The organism is Thioclava sp. FR2 (assembly GCF_051200875.1).
In the GTDB taxonomy this organism is placed as follows: domain Bacteria; phylum Pseudomonadota; class Alphaproteobacteria; order Rhodobacterales; family Rhodobacteraceae; genus Pseudotabrizicola.
Genome location: NZ_CP195191.1, coordinates 176273 through 202469 on the forward strand (window position 1 = coordinate 176273; position 26197 = coordinate 202469).

Annotated in this window: 24 protein-coding genes; 13 read left to right on the forward strand and 11 right to left on the reverse strand. The window is 55.3% G+C overall.

What is annotated here, in order from left to right:
* Positions 1-46: 46 nt before the first annotated feature.
* A complete protein-coding gene (locus ACSBLW_RS00830) occupies positions 47-1642 on the reverse strand; it encodes an ATP-dependent DNA ligase (protein ID WP_435258361.1) in 1596 nt (531 codons plus the stop codon).
* The gene (locus ACSBLW_RS00835) at positions 1639-2652 is read right to left on the reverse strand and encodes a ligase-associated DNA damage response exonuclease (protein ID WP_435258362.1); all 1014 of its coding nucleotides are present in this window, start codon (positions 2650-2652) and stop codon (positions 1639-1641) included. Before ACSBLW_RS00835 ends, ACSBLW_RS00830 begins: the two co-directional genes overlap by 4 nt.
* A 168-nt stretch (positions 2653-2820) precedes the next feature.
* Between ACSBLW_RS00835 and ACSBLW_RS00840 the strand changes: the two genes are divergently transcribed.
* From ACSBLW_RS00840 to ACSBLW_RS00860, 5 genes are all read left to right on the forward strand, one after another.
* Positions 2821-4233, forward strand: coding sequence for a circularly permuted type 2 ATP-grasp protein (locus ACSBLW_RS00840; RefSeq protein ID WP_435258363.1), 1413 nt, complete (start codon positions 2821-2823; stop codon positions 4231-4233).
* Between the two features lie 7 nt (positions 4234-4240).
* Positions 4241-5191: an alpha-E domain-containing protein gene (locus ACSBLW_RS00845; RefSeq protein WP_435258364.1), complete on the forward strand. Its 951-nt coding sequence runs from the start codon at positions 4241-4243 to the stop codon at positions 5189-5191.
* Complete coding sequence (locus ACSBLW_RS00850; RefSeq protein WP_435258365.1) at positions 5191-5997, forward strand: transglutaminase family protein; 807 nt, start codon at positions 5191-5193, stop codon at positions 5995-5997. Before ACSBLW_RS00845 ends, ACSBLW_RS00850 begins: the two co-directional genes overlap by 1 nt.
* A gap of 100 nt (positions 5998-6097) precedes the next feature.
* Positions 6098-6658 carry a hypothetical protein gene (locus tag ACSBLW_RS00855; RefSeq protein ID WP_435258366.1) on the forward strand — a complete coding sequence of 187 codons (561 nt, stop codon included), beginning with the start codon at positions 6098-6100 and terminating at the stop codon, positions 6656-6658.
* 96 nt (positions 6659-6754) lie between these two features.
* On the forward strand, positions 6755-7477 hold the full coding sequence (locus ACSBLW_RS00860) for a proteasome-type protease (RefSeq protein ID WP_435258367.1): 723 nt from the start codon (positions 6755-6757) through the stop codon (positions 7475-7477).
* 2 nt (positions 7478-7479) lie between these two features.
* Here ACSBLW_RS00860 and ACSBLW_RS00865 read toward each other — a convergent pair whose 3' ends face one another.
* Together ACSBLW_RS00865 and ACSBLW_RS00870 are read right to left on the reverse strand one after the other, a co-directional pair.
* Entirely contained in the window at positions 7480-8427 is a 948-nt protein-coding gene (locus ACSBLW_RS00865) for an alpha/beta fold hydrolase (protein WP_435258368.1), read from the reverse strand.
* Positions 8424-8711 (reverse strand): SCP2 sterol-binding domain-containing protein, encoded by a 288-nt coding sequence (locus ACSBLW_RS00870; RefSeq protein WP_435258369.1) that lies wholly within the window; start codon positions 8709-8711, stop codon positions 8424-8426. Before ACSBLW_RS00870 ends, ACSBLW_RS00865 begins: the two co-directional genes overlap by 4 nt.
* Positions 8712-8785: 74 nt before the next feature.
* On the opposite strand from ACSBLW_RS00870, the gene ACSBLW_RS00875 reads away from it, so the two are divergent.
* From ACSBLW_RS00875 to ACSBLW_RS00895, 5 genes are all read left to right on the forward strand, one after another.
* A complete protein-coding gene (locus ACSBLW_RS00875) occupies positions 8786-9346 on the forward strand; it encodes a tetratricopeptide repeat protein (RefSeq protein ID WP_435258370.1) in 561 nt (186 codons plus the stop codon).
* A gap of 12 nt (positions 9347-9358) precedes the next feature.
* Complete coding sequence (locus tag ACSBLW_RS00880; protein WP_435258371.1) at positions 9359-12205, forward strand: helicase-related protein; 2847 nt, start codon at positions 9359-9361, stop codon at positions 12203-12205.
* A 3-nt stretch (positions 12206-12208) separates the two neighbouring features.
* On the forward strand, positions 12209-12538 hold the full coding sequence (locus ACSBLW_RS00885; protein ID WP_435258372.1) for an RNA-binding S4 domain-containing protein: 330 nt from the start codon (positions 12209-12211) through the stop codon (positions 12536-12538).
* 51 nt (positions 12539-12589) lie between these two features.
* A complete protein-coding gene (gene fdxA / locus ACSBLW_RS00890) occupies positions 12590-12928 on the forward strand; it encodes a ferredoxin FdxA (protein ID WP_435258373.1) in 339 nt (112 codons plus the stop codon).
* Between the two features lie 287 nt (positions 12929-13215).
* Positions 13216-13725: a CarD family transcriptional regulator gene (locus ACSBLW_RS00895; protein WP_435258374.1), complete on the forward strand. Its 510-nt coding sequence runs from the start codon at positions 13216-13218 to the stop codon at positions 13723-13725.
* 47 nt (positions 13726-13772) lie between these two features.
* Here the strand turns inward: ACSBLW_RS00895 and cobS are convergent, their stop codons facing one another.
* On the reverse strand, positions 13773-14525 hold the full coding sequence (cobS, locus tag ACSBLW_RS00900; protein ID WP_435258375.1) for an adenosylcobinamide-GDP ribazoletransferase: 753 nt from the start codon (positions 14523-14525) through the stop codon (positions 13773-13775).
* 80 nt (positions 14526-14605) lie between these two features.
* On the opposite strand from cobS, the gene cobT reads away from it, so the two are divergent.
* Positions 14606-15622: a nicotinate-nucleotide--dimethylbenzimidazole phosphoribosyltransferase gene (gene cobT / locus ACSBLW_RS00905; RefSeq protein ID WP_435258376.1), complete on the forward strand. Its 1017-nt coding sequence runs from the start codon at positions 14606-14608 to the stop codon at positions 15620-15622.
* Positions 15623-15626: 4 nt separating this feature from the next.
* Here cobT and ACSBLW_RS00910 read toward each other — a convergent pair whose 3' ends face one another.
* Positions 15627-18677: a hypothetical protein gene (locus ACSBLW_RS00910; RefSeq protein WP_435258377.1), complete on the reverse strand. Its 3051-nt coding sequence runs from the start codon at positions 18675-18677 to the stop codon at positions 15627-15629.
* Positions 18678-18851: 174 nt separating this feature from the next.
* Here ACSBLW_RS00910 and ACSBLW_RS00915 point away from each other — a divergent pair, with 174 nt between their 5' ends.
* Positions 18852-19550, forward strand: a complete 699-nt coding sequence (locus tag ACSBLW_RS00915; protein ID WP_435258378.1) for an SIMPL domain-containing protein — start codon at positions 18852-18854, stop codon at positions 19548-19550.
* 41 nt (positions 19551-19591) lie between these two features.
* Here ACSBLW_RS00915 and ACSBLW_RS00920 read toward each other — a convergent pair whose 3' ends face one another.
* Positions 19592-20884, reverse strand: a complete 1293-nt coding sequence (locus ACSBLW_RS00920) for an O-acetylhomoserine aminocarboxypropyltransferase/cysteine synthase family protein (protein ID WP_435258379.1) — start codon at positions 20882-20884, stop codon at positions 19592-19594.
* A 118-nt stretch (positions 20885-21002) separates the two neighbouring features.
* Here ACSBLW_RS00920 and ACSBLW_RS00925 point away from each other — a divergent pair, with 118 nt between their 5' ends.
* A complete protein-coding gene (locus ACSBLW_RS00925) occupies positions 21003-21416 on the forward strand; it encodes a VOC family protein (RefSeq protein WP_435258380.1) in 414 nt (137 codons plus the stop codon).
* 67 nt (positions 21417-21483) lie between these two features.
* On the opposite strand, the gene ACSBLW_RS00930 is transcribed toward ACSBLW_RS00925, so the two are convergent.
* From ACSBLW_RS00930 to ACSBLW_RS00945, 4 genes are all read right to left on the reverse strand, one after another.
* Positions 21484-22674, reverse strand: a complete 1191-nt coding sequence (locus tag ACSBLW_RS00930; protein ID WP_435258381.1) for a DegT/DnrJ/EryC1/StrS family aminotransferase — start codon at positions 22672-22674, stop codon at positions 21484-21486.
* An 85-nt stretch (positions 22675-22759) separates the two neighbouring features.
* Entirely contained in the window at positions 22760-24064 is a 1305-nt protein-coding gene (locus ACSBLW_RS00935; protein ID WP_435258382.1) for an NAD(P)/FAD-dependent oxidoreductase, read from the reverse strand.
* A complete protein-coding gene (locus ACSBLW_RS00940; protein ID WP_435258383.1) occupies positions 24061-25416 on the reverse strand; it encodes a glutamine synthetase family protein in 1356 nt (451 codons plus the stop codon). The genes ACSBLW_RS00935 and ACSBLW_RS00940 overlap by 4 nt, the downstream gene beginning before the upstream one ends.
* 30 nt (positions 25417-25446) lie before the next feature.
* Complete coding sequence (locus ACSBLW_RS00945; RefSeq protein ID WP_435258384.1) at positions 25447-26127, reverse strand: type 1 glutamine amidotransferase; 681 nt, start codon at positions 26125-26127, stop codon at positions 25447-25449.
* Positions 26128-26197: the final 70 nt, after the last annotated feature.

The following is a 26197-nucleotide window of genomic DNA, read 5'->3' on the forward strand; positions in this document are numbered from 1 at the left end:
TTTGGAAATAAGTGCCATCAACCAACTTGGGCAGAGGCGTGCACGGTCAATTCGGCTTACCTGCCTGATTGAGCAGCGCGTGCAAACCGTCCATTGTGTCAATATCCGCAACAGTCTTGTCCTTCCGCCACCGAAGAATGCGCGGAAAGCGCACGGCAATTCCCGATTTGTGCCGTGAACTTTCCTGAAGTCCCTCGAATGCCAGTTCAAAGACCAACTCAGGTGGCACACGCCGAACCGGTCCAAACTTTTCCAGACTGTTCTTTTGAACCCATCGCGTGATTTCGCTGAATTCAGCGTCGGTCAGGCCGGAATAGGCTTTTGCAAAGGGGGTAAGATCATTGCCGTTCCGCAGGGCAAACGTAAAATCCGAATAAAGGTTCGCACGCCGACCGTGGCCGGATTGGGCATAGATCATTACGGCATCAATTGTGTAGGGATCGACTTTCCATTTCCACCAGTCACCGCGCTGCCGACCTGTGAAATAGGGTGAACTGACCCGTTTGAGCATTAGACCTTCTGCACCGTTTTCTCTGGACACCCTTCGATGTTCCGCCAGGCCTTCCCAACCACTTGCTTGGACAAGCGGAGAAACATTGATGGGCAGAGTTGTGGGAAGATGGTTGATGATCGATTCAAGTTCTTTGCGTCTGTGAGAAAACGGTCGGGAGCGAAGATCAACGCCTTCGCGTTCCAATAGGTCGTAGGCAACAAAATGGATCGGGGCCTCGGCCAGTAATCGTTTCGGAACAGTCTTCCGACCTATACGTTTCTGCAAGTCTGCAAAGGGCAAGGGACGACCGTTGTTCCAGCTGAGGATCTCTCCGTCCAGAACCGTTCCTGCGGGTATGAAATCTAGCAGTGTCGAAAATTCGGGGAAACGATCTGTGAGTAATTCCTCACCTCGGCTCCAGACAAAGAGTTCTTGGTTTCGAAAGACCAGTTGGCCCCTGATACCGTCCCATTTCCATTCGGCGGCCCAATCGTCCGACGTTCCGAGAGCTTCTGGTGAACTTTCCAGCGGACTTGCCAAGGCAAAGGGGTAGGGGCGCCCGATATTGTCACCCATTCCCGACACAAGGGCATCGAACTCTGTAAACTTGGGCTCCCAATTCCCCATCAATCGTTGTGCAAGCGCGCTTTCTTCGATCCCTGTTGATTGGGCCAAAGCTTTTCTGACCAAGCCTTGGCTGACGCCCATGCGAAATCCTCCGGTGAGCAACTTATTGAAAACGAACCGCTCGACATGGCGAAGCTGACTCCATTCTAGAAGAATAGCGGCTTTTCGTACGTCTTCGGGCCTTCCTGTCAGATCCATTAACGTATGCATTGTTTCAGTCAGGCTTTTGCCTTGGTCACCGACGGGTTCCGGCAGGACGAGTGAGATCGTTTCCGCCAGGTCGCCAGTCACTGCGTAGCTTTCCTCGAAAAGCCAAAGGGGAAGGCCAGCAACTTCTGCTGCCCATATCCGCAATTCTGTGCTGGTTGCGCAGCGCTTCGGGCGCTTTCCAGACAGCAGCGCGATTGTCCAAACCCTGTCTTTCTTGGGGGCCGATTGAAGATAGCGAACGAGTGCTGCGACTTTTTCCCCAGTCTTTGTGGTACGATCCAGTTCCAAGAAAAGCTCTGCGAATGCTTTCATGGCTGGGCAATTTCTATCGGTTCTTCTGCCTCGCCACCGTATTCGGTTTGAACGATCCCTGCGTCATATCCTTGGCTATCAAGCCACTGTCTGAATGGGTCGGTGTAGCCATGGGTGACAAAAACGCGCGAGGCGCCGGTCTCTCGGATGGCGTGGTTCAATCCATCCCAGTCGGCATGGTCAGAAATGATGAATCCCGTTCCATAACCACGCCTGCGTCGAATGCCGCGTATGGCCATCCAGCCGCTTGCAAATCCCACTTCGACCTGACCAAACCGACGGGACCAAGCCGAGTCTACGGCGGATGGAGGTGCAATGACCAAGGCACCGGGATGCGTTGACGCGTCGGTGTTCCGCGTAACCGGAATGGTTGGTGGGATCTTATAGCCTTGATTGCGCAGAATTTTGGTCGTTTCCTCAACGGCACCGTGTGTAAGGATGGGGCCGGCCCCCGTTAGCATCGTGATGATGCGTTGTGCCTTTCCCAGTCCATAGGCCGCCAGAATGGAAACTCGGCCCTTTTCTCTATTTTCCTGCCACCACGCTGTGATTTGATCTGCAACTCTTGTCTGATCCTGCCATCGAAAGATGGGCAGGCCAAAGGTGCACTCACTTATGAATGAGTGGCAAGGCACCGGTTCGAAGGGTTCAGAAAGGCCATCGGCAGCAACCTTGTAATCGCCTGAAACAACCCAAACTTCCCCGCGGTATTCAACACGGACTTGCGCGGAACCAGGAACATGCCCTGCGGGGACAAAACGCAGCGCCACGCCGTTGATTGTGACGGTTTCGCCAAAGGCAGCGCCCTGAGCAGAGATAGGACCCAAACGATGTCGGATCACGGGCAAAGCAGCGTCCGTGGCAAGATAGCGTGCGTGACCGCCTCGGGCATGATCCGAGTGGCCATGGGTAATGACGGCCCGGTCCACCGGTCGCCAAGGATCTATGAAGAAATCACCTTGCGGGCAATAGATGCCCCGATCGGTAAAGGTAAGGAGTCTCTCGCTCATTCGGCAGAAGATAGCACGCCGTCGCATTTGGCAAAGGACAGAGTGTCATTCGAGCATTGCCTAAAAAATAGGCGTCCACCGTACTTTTGGGTGCTAATACTTCGGTTTGGGCCTTCCGCCTTCTGACAGAGGCTGTTTAACTGACCCTATTGCGGGGAAGAGAGCGGTATGACCTCCTATTTTAATGAAATGTTCGAAAGTGGGGACGTTCGCCCCCCCTATGCTCGACTGCAAGACTGGATGGCTTCAATGCCGGCAGAGTTGCGGCAAATGAAGCAGGCCGAGGCTGAGGCCCTTTTCCGACGCATAGGTATCACGTTCGCCGTTTATGGTGAGGGCGGAGATCCAGATCGCCTCATACCATTCGATATGTTCCCACGCGTTTTCAGTGCCAGCGAATGGGCGCGATTGGAGCGTGGCATCAAGCAGCGCGCACGCGCGCTGAATGCCTTTTTGGTCGACGTATATGGCCGCGGAGAAATCGTGCGGTCGGGACGCATACCTGCTCGGCTGGTTTATCAGAACGAGGCTTATGAAAAGGCTGTCGTAGGGTTTGTTCCACCGAAGGGTGTCTATTCACATATCGTCGGGATTGATCTGGTCCGAACCGGACCAGACGAGTTTTTTGTGCTGGAAGACAATTGCCGCACGCCTTCTGGTGTCAGCTACATGCTGGAAAACCGCGAAATTATGATGCGGATGTTTCCCGATCTATTTCGAGAGAACCGGATCGAGCCGGTTGAAAACTACCCCGAAATTCTACGCAGGACGCTTGCCAGCGTTGCGCCCGCAAAGTGCGACCGCGACCCGACGGTTGCCATTCTGACACCAGGACATTTTAACAGTGCTTATTACGAACATTCGTTTCTTGCCGACCTTATGGGCGTCGAGCTGGTGGAAGGCCAAGATCTGTTCGTCGAGGGCGAATTTGTCTTTATGCGAACGACTGAGGGTCCAAAGCGCGTAGATGTCATTTACAGGCGGATTGACGACGCATTCATAGACCCTCTGTGTTTCCGCCCAGACTCGATGCTGGGTGTTCCGGGACTGATGGACGTATACCGCTCTGGCGGTGTTTCGATCTGCTCTGCTCCAGGGGCAGGGGTGGCTGACGACAAGGCAGTTTATACCTTTGTTCCGGAAATGATCCGTTTCTACCTTGGGGAAGAGCCCATCTTGCAGAATGTGCCGACTTGGCAATGTGCGAAGTCTGACGATCTTAAGTACGTCTTAGACCATTTGCCTGAGCTCGTGGTGAAAGAAGTCCATGGCTCGGGCGGTTACGGCATGTTGGTTGGTCCCAAAGCAACGAAAGAACAGGTCAACGCTTTCAGGATGAAAATTGAAGCCGATCCAGAAAACTATATCGCACAACCAACTCTCGCGCTTTCGACAACTCCAACTTTTGTAGCTGAGGGTGTCGCGCCTCGGCATGTCGACCTGCGTCCGTATTGCCTAGTCGGAGAGCGGATCGAACTCGTGCCGGGCGGTCTAACGCGCGTGGCGCTGACAGAGGGCAGTCTTGTCGTAAACTCGTCTCAGGGCGGGGGAGTCAAGGATACTTGGGTTCTGGCGGAGTGATGAAGACATGCTGAGCAGAACCGCAGATAATCTTTTTTGGATCGCACGTTATATCGAAAGGGCCGAAACGGCGGCACGACTGCTGGAAGTGGGCGCACGCATTGCACTTTTGCCGTCGGCCGCTGGATATCGAAACGAATGGGACTCGCTTCTCTCTGCAAGTGGGACGGCCTACGCCTTTTCACAAAAATACGGCACCGCCGTGCAGCGCAATTTGGAAAGCTGGTTCTTCTTTGACCGTGACAACCCTTCCTCTGTCGCAAGCTGTATAACAAATGCTCGCGAGAATGGCAGGATCGTCAGGACGGCTTTGACAACCTTGGTTTGGGATGCGCTGAATACCGCCTTTCAAGAGTTGAAGGCATTGGAGCGAACTCCGAGGAGCGAACTCGAACTCAGTGTACTGACCGATTGGACGATACGTCATGCAGCATTGATCCGAGGAGCCATTGACGCCACTTTGCTGCGAAATGATGGTTGGGACTTCCTGAATCTTGGCTTCTATCTGGAAAGGGCTGACAACACCGCCCGCCTGATGGATGTGAAATACTATGTGCTCTTGCCGAAGGTGGAATTTGTCGGTTCAGGCATAGACAACTATCAATGGTCCACCTTGTTGCGCGCAATGTCGGCTCATAGGGCCTTTCATTGGGCCTATGGGGGCGAAGTGACGTCGGCAAAGATTGCCCATTTTCTGATCCTCAATACCCAATGTCCCCGCAGTCTGACCACATGTGTCGAGGAAATGACGACGCATTTGGATAGGCTTGCCCGCGGGTATCAGCGGAAAACCGCAGCGCAAGAAAAGGCGAGGGCGATGTTGACAGAGCTTTCCAGCCAAAGCGTCGATGCAATTTTTGACGAAGGCCTGCACGAGTATCTGACTCGCTTCATCGGAGAAATAAGTAAACTCGGATCTGTCGTTCACGACTGTTACCTGAACGGGGATGTGCGCTGATGCTGCTGACGGTCGATCATGTAACGCGGTACATTTACGATCAGCCTGTCCGTGCAGTTGTGCAAAGCCATCGTCTGACTCCGTCGGTCTTTGAGGGCCAGAGAACCCTGCGTTGGGAGGTTACGGTCAGCGATGGAATGCGAGGCGGAACCTTCAAAGATGGTGCAGGTGATTGGATAGAGGGTTGGTCTGTGCAAGGCCCTGTGAGCGAAATCACCGTTCGCGTTCAAGGCGAGGTTGAAACACGAGACTTGGCGGGTGTCTTAAAAGGACACCGAGAAGTCATCAGTCCTGAAGCCTACCTCCGCAAGACGATAGCAACGGAAGTTGACACCGAACTGGCCAAGTTGGCCGTGGGGCTTGCAACTGATGAGAACCCCCTTTCTGCGGCGCACGAACTGTCAAGCCGGATTGCTGAAGCGATTGAATATACTGCTGGCAGCACGACCAGTTCTACGACCGCGGCCGAAGCAATGGCGCTTGGGCGAGGTGTCTGTCAGGATCATGCCCATGCGCTTATCGCGGTCGCGCGCCACATCGGTATGCCGGCCCGCTACGTCTCAGGGTATTTGTTGGCCGACAACGAGGGAAAGAAACACGAGGCAGCGCATGCTTGGGCAGAGATCTATATCTCAAGCCTAGGTTGGGTGGGCTTTGATCCGTCAAACAGCTGTTGTCCTGATGACCGCTATATCCGGCTTGGTTCCGGCTTTGATGCACAGGACGCGGCCCCTATTCGCGGCACCACGCGAGGACCAGGCGAGGAAAGTTTGGCCGTAATTGTTTCGGTGCAAACCCAGCAGTAATTGCCACAAATCAGGCAGAAATGTCTTCTTCCTGCCTGATCCGCGACACCGGCGGCACATATCTTGCTCTCAGGAGTTGTTCATCCTGGGGTGCGGATCCATGACACTGAATTACGACTTCGACATCTTCGACTTGGCACCAAAAGGGGAGCCAAACGACCCGGAACTACACGATTTCCTTTCAAAGGCCGGCTTGTCGAAGGACAACGATGAGGGGGCCGTGGCTTTGTTTCGGCATCAGGAAACGGTTGATGCTCTGTGTCGGGCGCCTGAAAGCCTTCGGGAGTATTTTCTGCAGTCTGGCTTTGGCCTGAACACTTTTGATTCAGGGGCTCCGTCTGGGCGGTATCCTGTAGGTGATGAGGATACCCGTCTTGCCATTATCGAAAGACTGACAGAAAACGCTGGCCGTTGCATCTTGCCTCAAGAGCCGGGCAAAAACGCATTCAGATTAGAGGATTTCATTGCCCAGTTGGCTGCCGCGCGCCCCTACAAGGAAGTGACAGTTCAGTATCCGCAAGATGCGGTCAGTCCGGCAACGTCAAAGTCCGCTAGTCAAGACGGTGATAGAACTAGGCATTCAATTGCGTCGATGACAAAGCGAGTTTTGGGAGGAATGCCTTTGTTAAGGCAATTTCGCCGTCCGCAAAGCGTAATTTAAGGAAATCTTGTCGCGGCCAGCATCAGGACGTCGCGTTCGCCCTTTTAAACTCCCAAAAGCGTCGTTAGCAGTAATTTAACGATCTTGGGGAAGAACATGACCTATTGCGTGGGCCTCTTGCTGAATGACGGAATGGTGCTTCTGTCAGATACTCGCACCAATGCTGGGCTCGATAATATCGCAACCTATCGCAAAATGTTTCACTTCGAAGACAAGGGTGAACGCGTCATCACAATCATGACGGCGGGTAGTCTGTCTGTGACTCAAACCACGATAGCCCGTCTGAGAGAAGCGATTGACGATGACGAGGCGACGGCCGAAACGTCAATTCTCTTGGCCCCGACCATGCTGAAAGTCGCCGACATCGTTGGCAACACTTTGGCGAACGTCCGTCGCGAAATCGATGAGAAGATGGCAATGTCTCAGGGCGCCAGTGCGACGATGATCGTTGCGGGGCAGCGCCGGGGTGGGGCGATGCGCATGTTTCTTATCTATCCTGAAGGGAACTTTATCGAGGCAACCGAAGATACGCCTTTCCTGCAAATCGGAGAGCACAAATACGGAAAGCCCATCCTTGACCGTGTAGTTCGGCCGGAAACCAGTTTGGCAGACGCCCAAAAGGCAGTTCTTCTAAGCATGGATTCGACGTTGCGATCCAACCTCTCGGTCGGCATGCCGCTGGACCTTTGCATCATAGAACGGGACGCATGTTCTGTGAGCTCGACGCGCAGAATTGAGGCGGGCGATGATTCTTTCCGCGCGATGAGTGAGGCTTGGTCGCAGGCTCTGCGGGACGGCTTCACTCAAATCCAAGTGTGACATCAGGGATTTTCGTCGAAGAGCTTTGCCGCCGAGGCAAAAAAGCGTTCCCGGTGGGCAGGTGTTTCCATGATGATTTCGTGTTCGGCGCCTTGGTAGATGTCAAGACGACCGTCCTGCCACCGCGACATACGCATATGGATAGGGGCTGGATCCACGACTTTTTCGGCGGTTCCAAGGCCTGTGATCGCCGGAATCGCCGGTGACGGCGCAAGGGACAACAATGCACATTCCGAAAGCGCCTCACTAAGCCAGCCAAGCGATGGTCCCCCAAGAGAAAGCTCGGGATGGTCCATGATTTGACGCCGCATATATCGCCACATTTCGGGATCAGTTGTCAGGACGTTCCCGGCAAAAGCGGCATCAGCAACATAGGATTTTTCCGAAGTCCCAGGGGCAAACCTGTGTCTTTGGCCAACCCACCCTGAAACTTGACTGACAACCATCGCGACGGGCCGCATCCACGCAGCCATCAATATGCCCCACATGGGTGCCGAAAACGCCGCGGCCTTGAACGGCAACCGATTCACAAGTGCTCTTAGGCCGATACAGCCTCCCATGGAATGGGAAAGCATGTAGTACGGCGTCGGAAGTCCGAGCCGGTTGGCCATGTGGAGCATAGCGGCCACATCGTCCTGATACTCGTCAAATCGCCCCACATGTCCGGTCATTCGATCAGTCAATGCACGATCTGCTAGACCTTGGCCGCGCCAATCTATTGATATCACAGCGTAATCGAGTGCCACCAAGTCGCCAGCGGCGCGGCCGTATTTCTCGATATACTCTGTGCGACCAGGCAGTAGAAAAACGGTTCCCTTTGACCCACTAGGCCAAACGCCAATGCGCAGTCGAACGCCGTCCTTTGCTGTAACCCAGAAGGCTTCAGCATTTTCGGGGCCGTCTGCGACATCGGCGAAGAAAGGGGCGGAATGGAACCGTTCTTGTTTCAACTGAGCACCGATCCCAACTGCATCGCCATTCCCATATTCCCGTCGACAGAAAGTTTGCCCGACATGAAGGCCGTCGTCGGGTTCAGATCTCCTTCGAGGATCTGCTGAAACACATCTGCTGACGCTGTGAGGGTAACGTCGGCGTCATCATCTCCTGCGCGAACGCCATCGGCGTCCAGCATGATCGCGCCTTCGCCTTCAATTACGAATTTTGCAGAACCCGCAAACCCGCCGTTCAACTTCTCCGAAAGTACCCGGACTGCCTCGTTTACAACGTCGCTCATGTTTTCCCTTCCATCTCCGACTCGTGACGGGGAATAATATGGTCTTCCCCCACCAATGCGCTAACATGCAAGGTATGAAACCCTTACTCCGACTACTCAACAGTACCGTTGCGGCATTTGTAGCAGTTTTTTTGCTAGCTGGTGGAGTATTGGCGGATGAAACCAAGTTGGATGATCTGTTCAATCGGCTGAAAGAAGCCGATGCCGGTGCCGCAGGCCGAATTGAGCGAGAGATATGGAACGAATGGTCCAAAAGCGGCTCTCCTGCCATGGATCTTTTGTTGCAACGCGGTCGCGATGCGATGAGTGCGGGGAATACTGATGAGGCAATCGACCATCTGACCGCTTTGGTTGATCATGCGCCTGAGTTTGCGGAAGGTTGGAATGCCCGCGCAACCGCATATTACAGCGCTGGTCTGTTTGGCCCATCGGTTGCCGATATTGCCGAAACACTGAAGCGCAATCCCCGCCATTTCGGGGCTTTGGCAGGGTTGGGTGCCATCATGGAAGAGTTGGGGAAGCCCGAAAAGGCTCTGCAGGTCTACAGGGCGGCTTTGGCTATACATCCCCATCTTCAAGGCCTAACAGACGCCATAAGTCGGCTTGAAAAAGAAGTCGCAGGAACCGACCTCTAGGGCGACGGAATGATGAGTGAAAGTCGCCGAGTGACGGCGGTCCTCGGGCCGACAAACACAGGCAAGACACATTACGCAATCGAACGGATGCTGGCACACAGAACAGGTGTGATCGGCTTGCCGCTGCGTCTTTTGGCGCGCGAGGTGTATGATCGCATCGTGGCGCAACGCGGGCCTTCCGTCGTGGCGCTCGTCACCGGCGAGGAGCGCATCGTTCCCGACAGAACTCAATATTGGGTCTGCACGGTTGAGGCTATGCCGCTTGAGATTGGTGCTGATTTCGTCGCAATTGACGAAATTCAGATGTGCGCGGATCCCGAGCGTGGCCATGTGTTCACGGATCGTCTTCTGCGTGCCAGAGGGCTTTTTGAGACCCTTTTCATGGGGGCGGAGACGATGCGGCAAGTGATTGCGCATCTGGTTCCGGGCGTCACATTTCTGAAACGAGAGCGTTTCAGCGAATTGACCTACACAGGTTCGAAAAAGATAAGTCGTATGCCACCAAGAAGCGCCATAGTCGGCTTTTCTGTTGAAAATGTGTATGCGATTGCCGAATTAATCCGCCGCCAAAAAGGCGGATGTGCTGTGGTCATGGGGGCGCTTTCACCCCGAACGCGCAATGCTCAGGTCGAACTCTATCAAAACGGCGATGTAGATTATCTTGTGGCAACCGATGCAATTGGCATGGGGCTGAATCTGGATATCAAGCACGTCGCATTTTCTGCATCAGCAAAGTTCGATGGACGGCGGATGCGGCAACTTTATCCACAGGAACTTGCTCAGATTGCTGGTCGTGCGGGGCGACATACCGAAAATGGGACGTTTGGTGTTACCGGCGAAGCCCGTCCGTTTGATGAAGAAATCGTTACCGCGATCGAAGAGCATAAGTTTGCACCTGTCAGAAAGCTGATGTGGCGGAGCTCTGATCTTGATTTTGGAACAGCCGAAAAGTTGATCCGCAGCCTTGAGGCCCCGACGAGCAACGAATGGCTTAGCCGAGCGCGTGATGCGGATGATGTCGTCTCGTTAAAAGCGATGATCCAGTTGCCTGAGGTGGCTGAAAAGCTGACAGGCCCGAAACGTGTGCAGCTTCTATGGGATGTCTGCCGCATCCCGGACTTTCGCGGGTTATCGACGACCGAACATGTCACCCTTCTGTCGCGGATTTTCGAGTTTCTGGTTGGAAGGGGCCTTGGCGGAGGGCGCGTCCCCAGTGATTGGCTCGCAACCGCCATCAAGCGTATCGACCGGACTGATGGCGATATTGATGCAATTTCAAAGAGACTGTCCTATATCCGTACTTGGACGTATGTTGCGCAGCGCAAAGGCTGGGTTGATGATGAAACCCATTGGCGCGGCGAAACGCGCGCTGTAGAAGACCGGCTGTCGGATGCATTGCACGACCGACTGACACAAAGATTTGTTGATCGGCGGACCAGCGTCCTGCTTCGCCGATTGAAGCAGAAGGAGACCCTCGTGTCCGAGGTGAATGATAAAGGCGAAGTGACCGTCGAAGGCGAATTCGTGGGGCGGCTCGAAGGGTTCCGCTTCCGTCAGGATGCTTCCGGTTCGGCGGACGAGGCGCGGGTCATGCGGCAAGCAGCCGTTCAGGCGCTGCGTCCAGAGTTCCATTTGCGCGCTGACCGTTTTTACAACGCGCCAGATACTGAAATGGACTTTACCGAACAAGGTGGCCTGATGTGGGGAACCACAGCTGTCGGCAAGCTTGTCAAAGGTGCAGACGTGATGCGCCCGTCGGTCGAAGCATTCGTTGATGAAGAAGCAGGCGATGAGGTCGCTGAAAAAGTGCGCCGCCGCCTTCAGCATTTCATTGATCGCAAGATTGCTGCGCTCTTTGAACCTTTGACCGCCATGTCTAAGGATGAAGGGCTCCAGGGCCTTGCGCGGGGCTTTGCGTTCCGTCTGGTCGAGGCATTGGGCGTGTTGCCGCGCGATGGCGTTGGCAATGAAGTGAAAGAACTGGATCAGGAAGCTCGTGGCGCCCTTCGTAAACATGGCGTCCGCTTCGGCCAGTTCACAATTTTCCTTCCCTTGATGTTGAAGCCTGCACCAACGAGATTACGGCTCGTGCTGTGGAGTCTCTGGAATGGCCTTTCGGAATTTCCTGAAAGTCCGCCGCCCGGTTTGGTGACCATCCCGAATGTGCCCGAGGTGCCCAAGCAGCATTATACCTTGGCTGGATATCACCCAGCCGGTACTCGCGCGATCCGCATCGACATGCTCGAGCGGCTTGCTGATCTTCTTCGGCAGAAGGACAGCCGCGCGGGCTTTGAAGCCTCGCCCGATATGCTGTCAATCACCGGAATGACGCTGGAGCAGTTTGCTGACCTGATGGGCGGTTTGGGCTATAAAGGCGAGAAGGGCGAGCGTGAAAAAGTTAAGGCTGCGCCAGAGCCTTTGCCGATTGACCCGAGCCAACCTCAGAACCCGATTCCGGAAGAGGTCTCTGTCTTGGCTCCTCCTGGAGATGATGCGCTGGCTGCGCCAGAAACCGAGGTGTTCTACACGTTCACTTGGGCACCTAAGCCACGGTTCCAACGTCCGGAACGGACCGCACGCACTGGCCAGGGTGAAAAGCGAGATCGGCCACAGGGAGAACGTCCGCAAGGTGACCGTTCGCGTCAGCAGGACCGTCCGAAAGTCGATAGGCCGAAGTCCGACCAAAACTCAGGAGAGCGGAAGGACGGCAAAGGCGGTCGTCCACATGGCAAGAAGGGTGGAAAGCCGGAGCGGAATGACAAGCCTCGCAATTTCGAAGCGCGGCCACCACGCCCCGAAAAGCCAATCGACCCCGATAATCCATTCGCGGCCCTGCTGGCCTTGAAGGGCAAGGTCTAATATTTGGCGGGGCCAGGAGGAAAATCGGTTGTCGGGGCGCCGCCCAAGCTGCGTCTCGACAAATGGTTATGGCAGGCTCGCTTCTTTAAAACGCGAACAATGGCTGCAGATGTCGTCGAAAGTGGCCATTGTCGTCTGAACGGGCAACGCGTGACCAAACCCGGACATGGAATTTCCGAGGGTGACGTGCTGACCTTTGCCCAAGCGGGTAGAATTCGTTTGATCCGGGTTCTCGCGATTGGTTTCCGCCGAGGGCCCGCTTCCGAAGCGCGCGAGCTATATTTTGATTTGGACCCAATTCCTGACGACGAGACGTCAACTCGGCTTGAATGATCCCGACGCTTGTTCTAGCTAAGGTCGCAACGACGAAAGAGGCCTGATCCGATGACCTATGTTGTGATCGATAACTGTATCGCATGCAAATACACCGATTGCGTGGAAGTCTGCCCAGTGGACTGCTTCTACGAAGGCGAGAACATGTTGGTTATTCACCCGGATGAGTGCATCGATTGCGGTGTCTGTGAACCCGAATGCCCTGCGGATGCTATTCGCCCGGATACGGAACCGGATATGGAGGAGTGGGTGTCGTTCAACCGCAAATACTCCGAACTTTGGCCCGTCATAACCGTCAAGAAAGACCCGCTTCCGGGTGCTGAAGATCGTGATGGTGAAACAGGAAAACGAGACAAATACTTCTCGGAAGCTCCCGGCGAGGGCAGTTAATAATTCTGTCGCCGATTCGCGTCTAAAGTCACTTCGAATCGGTTTAGAAACAGAAAATTGAATATTTTCAGGCGACGAATCCGCCTTTACCGCTGCTGTGGCAGTTGGAATCAGGGCATTTTCGTGGTATACCTTGTGCATCAACAAGCATGGATGCCTGACGCCAGCTCAGCGCTGCTCGCCTGAGACGGCTAATTTTGTGACAACGCGTAGCATCGCCTAAAGCGAAAGCTTTAGGTCGGTGATTTGTCGCCGGATCAGGTACCAGATGGTAGAAAGCGACCTGAATGACCAAGTCTAAAAAGCCTGAATTTCGTCCGAACGAGTTCGTCGTTTATCCAGCACATGGTGTAGGCCAGATCGTGTCAATCGAAGAGCAGGAAGTGGCTGGCTTTAAGCTGGAACTCTTCGTCATCACCTTCGAAAAGGACAAGATGACTTTGCGTGTGCCGACGCATAAGGCAACGGAAATCGGTATGCGGCCGCTTTCGGCGCCTGATGTCGTTTCAAAGGCGTTGGACACGCTCAAGGGCAAAGCCAAGGTTAAGCGGGCGATGTGGTCTCGCCGGGCGCAGGAATACGAACAAAAAATCAACTCAGGTGATCTGATGGCGATTGCTGAGGTTGTTCGTGACCTCCACCGTCACGATGATCAGCGCGAGCAATCTTATTCAGAACGTCAGCTTTACGAGGCTGCACTTGAGCGTTTGACCCGCGAAGTTGCTGCCGTTTCGGGAGTGGACACGGGCGCCGCAGCGAAAAAGGTCGACGACGTTTTGCTCAGCCGCGCTGCTTGATTTTCGAAAAACTGAAGTGAAAAGCGGCCCATCTCGGGCCGCTTTTTTCATATTTGGGCCACGGTAATAGCGCAGAGGAGGGCAATCTGTTGCGCCGCGCCCAAGATGTCGCCCGTTTGTCCTCCAATCTTGCGATTTGCAACCAATCCAATTGCGGTCGTCGCGATGATTACGGCAAGGACCATGGCGGCCAGGGTCACTAGGTCGTCGAGCAACAAGCCTGAAAGGACTAAAGACAACAAAACGGACACCAAAGCAGCCCATCTAGCCGGTTTGCCGACCGTTGATGAAAGTCCGGATCGCCTCGCATTCGGCATGGCGGTCATCAGCACCGCCATCGGCGGTCGCGACAAAATCATCGCTGCAATGATCGTTTTCCAGTCGGCCACCCCGAGAAGCGCGCTGTATGAAGACCATAGGGCCAGTTGCACCAGGATTAGCGCCAGCGTGCCATAGCTTCCGATATGGCTGTCTTTCATAATCTCAAGGCGTCGTTCTTGGGTCCATCCTCCAAAGAGCCCGTCTGCGGTATCGGCCAATCCGTCCTCATGCATGGCGCCCGACAAGACGATACTCAGCGTGAGCAGAAGGATGGCGGCTGAAGCCGGTGGCGCGCCAATAGCAATCAATAGCATTGCGGGAATAACAGAGAGCGCAGCAATCATTCCACCGATGATTGGCCAGCACCAAGCTGCCTCTGGACGGTGGCGCGTGGTGCTTGGCACAGGCAAACGCGTCAGCAACCCAAATGCGGAAAGAAGGTCGTGAAAAGGTTGTGACGCGGTGTCGCGTTCGGGCATGAAGCTGTCCCTTTCAGTCTGGCCTTTAGCCTAGTCTGTCTGTAGCCAAGGGACGGCGGTCATGCAATGAAGGAAGTCTCATGTCAGTCTCATTCAACGATCTGGACCAGTTTCGGGCAATCATCTCCCGTCTGCCAAGTCCCGATGAAGAGGCAAAAACAGCGGCAGAAGCCCGGAATGGGCACCTGACCAAGCCGCCCGGCGCATTGGGGCGCCTCGAAGAGATCGCGATCTGGATGGCAGCGTGGCAGGGGCGGGAAAAACCAGCCACTGAAAATATTCAGGTGGTCATTTTTGCAGGAAATCACGGGGTTGCAGCCCGCGGCGTTAGTGCGTTTCCGCCTGAAGTCACGGTACAAATGGTTGCCAATTTCCAGCACGGCGGCGCTGCCATCAACCAGCTGTCCAAAGCTTTTGGTGCTGACATGACGGTACGCGCTCTGCGGCTGAATGAACCCACCGCCGATTTTACGCAAGCGCCAGCAATGACCGCTGACGAGCTTTGTGAGGCATTGAATGAGGGATGGGCGGCGGTCAATCCAGAGGCCGATCTCTTTGTGACCGGCGAAATGGGGATCGGTAACACCACCTCTGCAGCGGCCATCGCCGCAGCTTTGCTAGGCGGCACAGCCGCCGATTGGGTTGGGCGTGGAACCGGCGTGGATGATGAAGGACTAGAGCGCAAGCGTACGACACTCGATGCTGCTTTGAAATTACATGCGAATGTGCTGGATGACCCGCTTTCCGTTTTGCAGTGTTTGGGTGGGCGCGAGATTGCGGCTATGGCGGGGGCCATTTTGCGAGCACGTGTTGAGGGTGTGCCCGTGATTCTTGACGGCTTCATTTGCTGCGCGGCCGCTTTGGTGCTGCAACGTCTGACTTCAGATGCCCTGGATCACTGCATTGCAGGGCATGTGAGTGCCGAGGCTGCGCATGCGCGTTTGCTTTCTGGTCTGAAGAAAGAGCCGATCCTGTCGCTTGGCTTGCGCCTTGGAGAAGGGTCTGGCGCCGCCCTTGCAATCGGAGTCGTTAAGGGGGCCGTTGCATGTCACTCGGGGATGGCAACTTTTGCAGAGGCAGGGGTTAGCGACGGGTAACTGATCAACCCTTCGGCATGGTTAGCGAGACGAGGCGACCGCCCTTTTGATACCGGACTTCATTCGTGGTTATGGCTTTGACGGTTCCCCCATCAAAGCTGTCACCAACGCGCACCTTCTTGTACCGACCGTTCGATTGGCGGATCAAGGCGTAGCGCTTTGACTGCGTGCCATAGACCCCGATCAAATTGATCTTGGATAGATTAATTGCGTTCACATAAGTCGCCTGTTTAGCGACCGTTGCTCGCGTCGGAATGCGTGGCGCCGCGCTCGCTGTTTCCGGCTCGTCATCGCCCTCTTCTGATGCGCTTGGAGGCGTTGGATCAGGGGCAGCTTTGCGATTGCTCGGCTGAACCGCGGCAGCGACCGCCGCTTCAACGGCGCGGCTGAGATCGCGTGGCCGAGGCGCAGGAACCCGCGAAACTGCAACGGCCATTGGGCTGATCGAGCCATCGGAGTTGGCCTCTGCAACGGCGGCATTCGCTGCAGCACTCAGGGCCGCCTGGGTGGCAAGGGAGGCCTTTTCTGCCGCAAGCCGCGATTCTTCACCGGCTGCCAGAATGGCTGCTGGGCGAAGACGTGGGCGGAGGCTTGCAAACCGGCTGTCTTCGGCGGGGGCGAGGGAAGCATCATCCTCGCCCGCGGCGGGGGCAGCCGGTGTCAGATCTTCAGGGCGGATGCGCGGACGAGAGTCAGCGAGTGTTGGATCAGCGGCAAAGGTTTCGGCTGGGGTAAGCGGAGATTCTACAGCGACGACCGTTTCAACAGGGCTTGGCGCGACAGCTGCTGCCGCCGCTGTCACGGTCTCGGGTCGGGCTGGCGGAACTAGCGGTGGCTTTCCTGAAACCAGCATCACCCCCTCGGGCGTTACTATACCTTCGGTCGTCGGAACGATGCGGCCATTTTCATCAAACTGATAAACTGTTCCAAAAGGTGGCGGTGGCATTGGCTGTTCAGGCAAGATATCGCCGGCCGCCGCAGGTGCGGGCAAGGTCAACGGATCGCTTGAAGAGGGCGGCGTGTCCATCCCGGCCAAAAAGATTTCATCTTGCTCGGGGCTACCGGGCACAGATGAGGCAGCAACGTCACTCTCAACGCCGGTTTCGGGCGCAGGTTCTGACGTCGGCGTTTCTGCGGCCTCATTGGCAGGTTCAGCGGCCGCTAGGGATATGGCGTTTTGGTCGGCTGGCTCGGTCGCAGTCACGACTTCGCCATCTGCGGCCGCTTCGTCATCAACACTAGGAAGTTCTGGTTCTACTGCGATTGGCGCAGCGACGGTTTGGAGATCAGCTTCAGCTTCAGCTTGAGGCGACGGGCTGGAAGCTCTGGCGCTTTCAATCTGATCGCTGTCAGTTGGTTCCGCATTCTGGGTCAGGTAGATGGATGACCAAGCTGCGACGATGGCAAGCATCAACAGCAGAACGCCTGTCATGATAAGGCCAAGATATTTTGGCTTTCCGCGTTGAGGGGCTCTTCTTGCTCCAAGTCCGCGGGCCAGACTATCAGGATTGACGGCGGTCGTATTTGATTCAGACGGGTTGATCGCCTGTTGCGTCTGCTTTTGCGCGGCAGGCTTTTTAGCTTTTGCGCCCGGAATGCCCGGAGCGGTCACGAGATTGCCAAGAGCACGCAAGGATTTTTGCGGCTTTGGCGGCGCTGCCATCGGCGCAACTGGAGGGTCGCCCGGCATGCGAGGCGGTGGTGGCACCGGATCATCGTAGCTGAACTTCGGCGGTGGCTTAGCCCCTGCTGGGCGTTCTACCGTTGGAGCTTTTCCTGTTGCGGGTCGGGCAGCAAGCGCTTGATCCGCTGCAGTCTTTGCGTGTCCTCCGGCATTCGCCTGAACTTTCGGCGCGGTCACTTTGCTCGCCGGAGCGTTTTCAGGGGAGCGGCGGCTTGCAAAGGCCATACGCGCAGCATTCGAAAGCGGCGGCGGAAGGTCGTCGTCAGACGGGGCTTCTACCGATGTAACCCGTGATTGGAGATGCGCAGGCATTGGCGGAACGTCATCTTCCGGCTGCACATCGATTGCCATGGGGGCTTCTTCGATGTCGAGACGTCCCGATGAATCTGCCGCCATCAACGGCTCTACAGATACAGTGGAAGTCTTTTCTGCTGTCGGGGGCGCCACTGGCTCTGTCCGCAGATCAATCGACGAAAATCCAGTTTCGACCTTAGACGTTGGCTCAACATCGACAGTAAAGGCCGCTTCGGTCGCATCTTCATTTGCGTTGCCATCTATCATGCCGTCTTGCAGGACGTGATCAGCAGCGTCTTCCGCCAAAGGAAATTGCGCAGTAGCCCCCGTGTCGGAAAGCGAAGAAGAGGTCAAATCCGAAGCAATTGACGTCTGAAAGTTGACTGTTTCAACAGGTTCGCTGATGGTCTCTACCGGCTGTTTTTCCGTTTCCAGCGTATCTTCGTGCTCAACCGCTGAAACGCTTACCGACTGCGGTGGAGTTTCCAGCTCGGGTTGTGGCTCTGGTTTTTCTTCCGCCGATCTCGCGGGTTCGCGTGAAACGACTTGGATGATCTCCTCGTCGGGTTCAATTCGCTGCGATCCGGAAAGGTTTGCGGCAGCCGAGGCAGCGATGCCCAAGAAGGGCTCTTTGTCGAAACCTGCCTCGGGAATGGCAACGAACGAAACCGGGTTGAACCGATGTTCTGCAGCAAAGGCCTCTGCTTCGGAAAGGGTTTCCTTCGCGACAACCGCAACATTGACCTGTGATCCGCTACTCGACCAGTCAAAACTCAACTCGTCGACGGAATATGGCGTTCTGCCTTCCAGCGCCGCTCGAATTTGAGATTCCCGATCTTCGTCGCTTGGGCCGGGGGCCTCGAGTGTCAGGAAGAGAATCTGACTGTTGGGAATGACCAGTTTTGTTGCAATGCCTTTGGGCGACAGTCCCATCGCGGTGCTGCGAAGGTAGTCCAAGGCCGCTGTAAAATCTGGGTCAGCGAAGTCGGCGCGACCAACGTCCATCCATCCCCGCGCAGTGCGGTGAAGAAGTGTGACGCCATCGTCTGACAAGTTAAGTGCAAAACTCGGTTTCATATCCGGCGTCTAGCATGTGCAAGGGGGGCGCGGAAACGGTCCCGCGCGGGTCAAATCTTCCTACAGCAGCTTTTTGCCGAAAGAAAGAAAAAGCCCGTGATCGGACCAAGGATCAGCTTGCTGCAAGCGTCTTATCACCCGATTGTGCAAGACCTGAGCCAAGGAGGTTTACTCATGTCGTTGTTTCGAGCCGTTGTTCTGGCTGCCCCGTTTCTTCTGCCCCTGACGTCCGAAGCCTTTGCCGAGTCCCTGCCGACCATTACGGTTGTCGGAGAGGGCTCGATCGAAGGTGCGCCTGATATGGCTGTGCTTTCCCTGGGGGTGACGACAGAAGGTGCAACTGCTGCCGAGGCAATGTCTGCCAATACAGCATCACTTAAAATCGTTCTGGAACGAATGAAATCCGCAGGAATTGCTGAAAGGGATGTGCAGACATCCAACCTGTCCTTGAATCCGAATTGGACAGGTTATGACAGCGGCGCCACGCCGAAGATCGCCGGTTACACTGCCAGCAATCAGGTGATGATCCGAATTCGCGACCTGCTGAGACTTGGCGAAGTGCTGGATGCTGCGATCACGGACGGGGCGAACACATTGAACGGATTGTCTTTCGGTCTGTCGAACCCACGTCCGGCGATGGATCTTGCGAGGGCGGAAGCTGTGGCCGATGCACATGCGCGGGCAACCTTGCTGGTCGAAGCCGCAGGAGCCAAGGTGGGAAAGATTGTGTCGATCAGCGAAAACGGCGGCTACTCACAGCCCGCGCCCATGTTTCGGACAGCGGGAGACGCTATGCCTGAGGCCGTTCCCGTTCAAGGTGGAGAGGTTGCAACCCTAGCGAACGTCACTGTGGTTTACGAAATCGTCCAGTAACGCAAAGAAGGGCGCACCGATTATCGGTGCGCCCAGACTTATCAGGAATGTGCTGCGGCCAAGGCCTGATCAAGATCGGCGATGATGTCTTTCACATCCTCAATGCCGATAGAGACCCGAACAACATTCGGGGCCGCGCCAGCTTTGATCTGTTGTTCTTCTGTCAGCTGACGGTGCGTGGTCGAGGCGGAATGAATGATCAGGCTTCGCGTATCTCCCAGGTTCGCCACATGGCTGAACAGTTTGAGATTATTGATCAATTTTACGCAGGAATCGTACCCACCCTTAAGTGCAAAGGTGAACAGCGCCCCCGCACCATTTGGGCAAATACGGCTTACACGATCATAGTATTTGCTGCTTTCCAGCCCAGCATAGGTGACGTATTCGACGCGTGGATCATTTTCCAGCCATTTGGCAACCGCCTTGGCGTTTTCGACATGGCGCTGCATGCGAAGGCTAAGCGTTTCGATCCCCATCAACGTGTAATGGGCGCCTTGTGGGTTCATGGTCATGCCCAGATCGCGCAGACCAACAGCGACTGAATGGAACGTAAACGCCATCGCGCCAAGCGCCGGGTGGAAGGCCAGACCGTGATAAGCCGGTTCTGGTTCTGAAAGCGAAGGGAACTTGCCGCTTGCGGACCAGTCAAATTTGCCTGAATCCACAACCGCGCCGCCGGTGACCGTTCCGTTGCCGGTCAGATACTTGGTCGTAGAATGAACCACCAGCGTGGCGCCATGTTTTATGGGATTGCAAAGGTAGGGCGAAGCACTTGTGTTATCGACGATAAGGGGCAAGCCAACCTTATCGGCAACAGCGGAAACAGTATCTAGATCAGTGATGTAGCCGCCCGGATTGGCGATGGACTCACAGAAAATGGCACGGGTATCATCGTCTACTGCAGACTCCAGTGCAGCAAGATCGTCAAAATCTACGAATTTCGCTGACCAGCCAAACCGCTTAATCGTCTGGCTGAACTGAGTCATCGTCCCGCCATAAAGGCGCGTGCTGGCGATGATGTTCTTGCCGGGGCTCATCAGTGGAAAGAGAGCCATGATTTGAGCAGCATGCCCGGACGAGCAGCAGATCGCACCAGCGCCACCTTCCAATGCGCAAATTCGATTGGCTAAGGCGCTGACTGTGGGGTTTGTCAGGCGGGAATAAATGTAGCCAACTTCCTGCAAATTGAACAATCGGGCCGCGTGGTCAGCATCTTTGAAGACATAGGCCGTTGTTTGGTAGATCGGAACTTGTCTCGCCCCGGTGGCCGGGTCCGGTTCCGTTCCAGCATGGATGGCTAAAGTGTCAAACCCGTAATTCGGGGCATCGGTCATGGAATCCTCCCTAAGTTTTACGAAACTTTAGGGGGCTGCCGCCTTTGCATCAACGGGAAAGGCTGTTGAAGGCGGGTGCTTTTCAAGTAGTTTTCGGGCACAGATAGGGAGAACCGGTATGCTTACGCCTTTTCACTTGGCAATCCACGTTACTGACCTTGAAAGGACTCGGCATTTCTATGGCACTGTCTTGGGATGTGAAGAGGGAAGATCTACTGCAACTTGGGTGGATTTCTCGTTCTTTGGCCATCAGTTGAGCCTGCACCTGGGAGCGCCCTTTGCAAATGATGCAACGGGTAAAGTCGGCGACAAGATGGTACCCATGCCGCATTTCGGGGTGGTTTTGCATCTTGATGACTGGCGGAAACTGGCTGACCGCCTCGTCAATGCCGGGGTGCCTTTCGTGCTACCTCCTTCCGTTCGATTTGAAGGGGAACCCGGAGAGCAATGGACGATGTTCTTTCGGGATCCAAGTGGGAATCCCATCGAAGTCAAGGGTTTCCCGTCCATGGACGGTGTCTTTGCTCACTGATCATTTCGAAGGGTCAGGAAGCGGTCCGCGCTGCCAATGATTTGACCGAAATTTTCGCTTCGTCCGGCTACTTCTTTGTCCGGGTCAAGGATGCAGCTTGGATCAAGTTTTCTGCTATGTAATCAAGTTCTTCTGTTGAAAGTTGGGCTGGAAGGCGAACGTCGCAGGCCCGCATCAGCATATTTCTCGTCTGAGGAAGTTCAGGAAGATCGTCAAGGAATTGCCAATTCCAGTAAGCACGCGCATTCCCCTGAGAAAGACCAAAAACTTGCACAGAGACACGGTTTTCCTTGGCAATCGACTGGAACTGCCGCGCGGCTTCGTCGCTCCACGCCCCCACAAAGTTGAACTGAATTGAGTCCGGAGCCCGTTCTTCTTGGGGGAGTGCATCTGGGACCGAGAAATAGCCGCTATCATTCAGGATCTTGGCAACATAATCGTGGTTGCGGCGCCCATCCCTCACACGACGTTCGATCTCTGGCAATTGTGCCCGAATGACCACCGCCGAAAGGTTTTGCATGCGCAGATTGTAAAGCGGCAATCGGTTCTGCCAATTACAAAAGCTGTTCTGAAAACCCGGATGTTTCTTCCAATTCTCTTCATAAGCACCAGACATGATCACTGCGCGCGCAGCTATCTCTGGGTCGTCGGTAATCAGCATCCCGCCTTCACCGCCATTGACGAGCTTGTAAGATTGAAAGCTGAAGCAGCCAATCTTCCCGAGCGTCCCGATTTTTCGTCCTGACCAGAGTGTTCCAAGAGAATGTGCCGCGTCTTCAATGACGGGGATGCCGGCAATGTCGGCTTCGCGCAAGATGTGGTCCATGTCCGAGGTGTGGCCGCGCATATGGCTGATCATCACCGCGTCCGCATCCACGAGCTTTTTGGAAAAGTCTTCAAGATCAATTCTGTAGTTATCTTTGACCTCAACCAAGACCGGCACGCAATCTGCGTGCACGACAGCTGATGGCACGGCAGCAAACGTAAAGGCGGGTATCAGAACGCGTGCGCCGCGGGGCAGATCAAGTGCCTTGAGCGACAGGAACAAAGCCGCCGAGCAGGACGACACTGCAAGCGCATAGCGCGTGCCCATGTGTTCTGCAAAATCTCGTTCAAGCAGGCTGACCGCGGCATCAGCTTCTGCTGTGTATCGAAAAAGGTCACCTGTGGCCAACAATCTCTCGATTTCTGGAAGGACTCCCGAAGGGATCGGTTCTGCCGAGTAGGTCTTCGGAGCCGCCAGTGCACCTATTTTCATTTCGATTGCCTTAAGATCACATTAATTATGTTTTAATATAATCACCCACACTGAACCAGTTACAAGTTGATGACAGGAGCAGGCGTTAAAGGCCAAGCCTGTCGCGCAGGGAAAACCACGTCATGGCCAGAACCAGCAAAGGCCATCGAAATGCGACGCCACCAGGGAACCGGGATTGCGGGAGCGAAGCCATCACATCGAACTGCTGTGCTTGACCGGAAACCGCCATCGCCATCAATTTTCCAGCCAAAGTTGCCATCGCAACGCCATGCCCAGAATATCCAGAGGCCGAAAGAACATTCGATGCGGGTCGCATAAGGCAAGGCATGCGGTTCATAGTTATGGCCAATGTCCCCCCCCAAGCAAAATCAAGGCGCGTGTCCTTAAGCTGAGGGTAGACTTCAAGCATCGGTTTCGAAACGGTTTTTACGATATCAGGGAAGCGGTACCCATAGCTTTCGCCCCCCCCGAACAAGAGCCTGTTGTCCTCGGATAATCGCCAGTAATTGACGACGAACTTGGTGTCGGCAACGGCGACAGGCTGGGCAAGAATACTTTTGGCAGACTCGCCAAGCGGCTCTGTTGCGACGATGAAATTGTTGATTGGCATCACTCGTGCTGCGACTTGGGGTTCAAGCCCGCCAAGATAGCCATTGCACGCGAGGATGAGTTGATCGCAGGTGACACGCCCTGAGTGGGTGCTGACGACGTGCGTCTTGCCCCGATGAATGTGGTGAACCTCAGACCGCTCAAACAAATGCGCGCCTGCTGCCGACGCCGCTTTTGCCATGCCGATCGCGAAGTTCAACGGGTGCAGATGGCCCGCGCCCATGTCGATATCGCCACCTTTGTACGAGCGAGATCCGATTAAGTCTCGGATTTCGACCTGATCAAGCGGCTGGATGTGATCATAGCCATATTCTTTGCGGAGTTTATCGGCGTAAGTGTGGCTATGACGCACCTCACTGTCGGTCCAGCACGCATGGGCCACACCGGGATAGAAGGTGACCGGCATCTGATGCCGGGCAATCATCTCCTTAACAAGTGCCTTTGCATCTTCGCCCAAAGACCAAAGCAACTTTGCGACATCATGACCGTACTGTTTCTCTAGCCAGTCTTGTTCTTGGCGTTGACCAGAGCCAACCTGGCCGCCGTTGCGACCAGAGGCTCCGAAGCCAACCCGATGAGCCTCCAGCAGGACGACATCCAGCCCAGACTCTGCCAAATGGAGCGCGGCAGAGAGCCCTGTGTATCCGCCGCCGATGATGCAGACATCTGCGCGTCGTTCGCCTTTCAGAATTGGAAAACGGTCATAGGCTGTCGCTGTCGCGGCGTAGTAGGATTTGGCGGGGTATTCACCCGCCTTATCGTTGACATGCAGAAGGTTCATACGTTCAACAAGAGGTGTTCGCGTTCCCAGGGGCTGATGACCTGAAGGAACTCTTTGTATTCATTGCGCTTTACGCTGTCATAGACAGCGCAAAAATCGGTGCCCAAAATCTCTTTCAGGGCCGCATCCTCATCCAGCAGATCCAATGCATCGCCAAGGTTCACCGGGATTTCATCGCTGTCGATGTAGGCCGACCCAACAAATTCAGGTCGCGCGGCCTTTTGCTCCATCAGCCCTAAATAACCGCAGGCCAAAGTCGCGGCGATACCGAGATAGGGGTTGCAGTCCATCCCCGGAAGGCGGTTTTCTACACGCCGCGCTGCGGGGGAGGAGATCGGAATGCGAAGCCCGGTCGTACGGTTGTCGCGTCCCCATTCCAGATTGATGGGCGCCGCGAAATCAGGGACATAGCGGCGATAGCTGTTCACGTAGGGGGCCATCAGCGCCACTGCAGCAGCCATGTGATTTTGCATCCCGCCGATGAAGTGGTTGAACGCCTCAGTTTCCACGCCCTTTGGGCCCGCAAAAATGTTTTTCCCCGTTTCGATATCAACGACCGAGGTGTGGATATGCATGGCACTGCCGGGTTCGCCTGCAATAGGCTTTGCCATGAAGGTTGCAAAACAATCGTGTCGCAGGGCCGCTTCACGGATCAGCCGTTTGAAAAAGAAAACGTCATCGGCCAGACGAACAGGGTCACCATGGGCTAGGTTCAATTCAATTTGTCCGGCTCCACCTTCTTGAAGAATGCCGTCAATCTCTAGCCCCTGTGCCTCGGCGAAATCGTAAATGTCGTCGATAACTTTGCCGTATTCATCAACGGCAGACATTGAGTATGCCTGTTTGCCCGCTGCACGGCGACCGGAACGCCCCATCGGGGGTTGCACTGGCATGTTCGGGTCGGTGTTGCGGGCCGTCAGAAAGAATTCCATCTCTGGAGCGACAACAGGGCGCCAGCCCTGTGCCTCATAAAGCTTTACGATCCGGCGAAGCACGTTGCGCGGAGCAAAGGGCACAAGATTGCCTTCTTGGTCTTTTGCATCATGGATCACCTGCAAGGTCACGTCAGCCGTCCATGGTGCAGCCGTCGCAGTTGACCAATCCGGCTCTAGTATCATGTCTGGCTCGGTGAAGGCGTCAAAAGGATTGTCCGCCCATTCTCCCGTAATCGTTTGAAGGAAAATGGAATTCGGCAGAAAGTAACTGGTCTGTGTGCCAAATTTTGCAGCAGGCATTGCCTTGCCACGCGCCACACCGGCAATGTCGCCGATGATACATTCAACCTCGTCGACGCGCCGATTTGCAATGAATTCCAGTGCCGCCTCTGGCAGCTTATCCGTCCAATTGGACATGGGTCACACTCTTTATTTGCCCGCCGGGCATTAGGCCCGTGGTGCCTTGAAGAAAGCCGCGATCTGCGCGGCAATTGTCTTGTCATGAAGGGGACGATCCAGTCGCTCAGCCGCTTCGGCCATCAGCGCATCGGGTACGACGCCCTTGCCCCGTGTCTTCATCAACCCATCAACGAATTCGGGGCGGAATTCGGGATGGGCCTGTACCGTGAATGCGCGATCGTCATAAAGAAGCGCAGCGTTTGTACAGAATTCGTTCGTTGCTACGACCTTTGCACCCTCGGGAACTTTGGTCACCTGATCGCGGTGCCAGGCGTTGAGGGTGATGGTGTCGCCGCCAAAGTCATAATCGGTCGCTCCGACAGCCCAGCCATCTGCATAACGCTCGACCTTGCCACCCATGGCCTGCGCGATGATCTGGTGCCCAAAACAGATGCCGACGACAGGCACATGTGCCGCAAAGGCATCGCGAATGAACTGTTCGAGTGGAGCGATCCACGGATGATCTTCGTAAACACCGTGGCGCGACCCAGTGATCAGCCAGCCGTCGCAATCTTTCACCGAATTTGGAAACTCGCCCTCGACAACGCGAAAGGTCTTGAAGGTAAAGCCATTTCCATCAAGGAGCCGGGCAAACATGTCCGGATAGTCACCCATTTGAGGGGCGAGGTTTTCGGGGGCAAGCCCGGTCTGCAAAATGCCGATCAGCATGTTGTCCTGTGCGCAATATTGCCAAAGTCTAGCGTGAAGGCCCTGGGGGAGGTCAAGCGTTTCGAAAGAG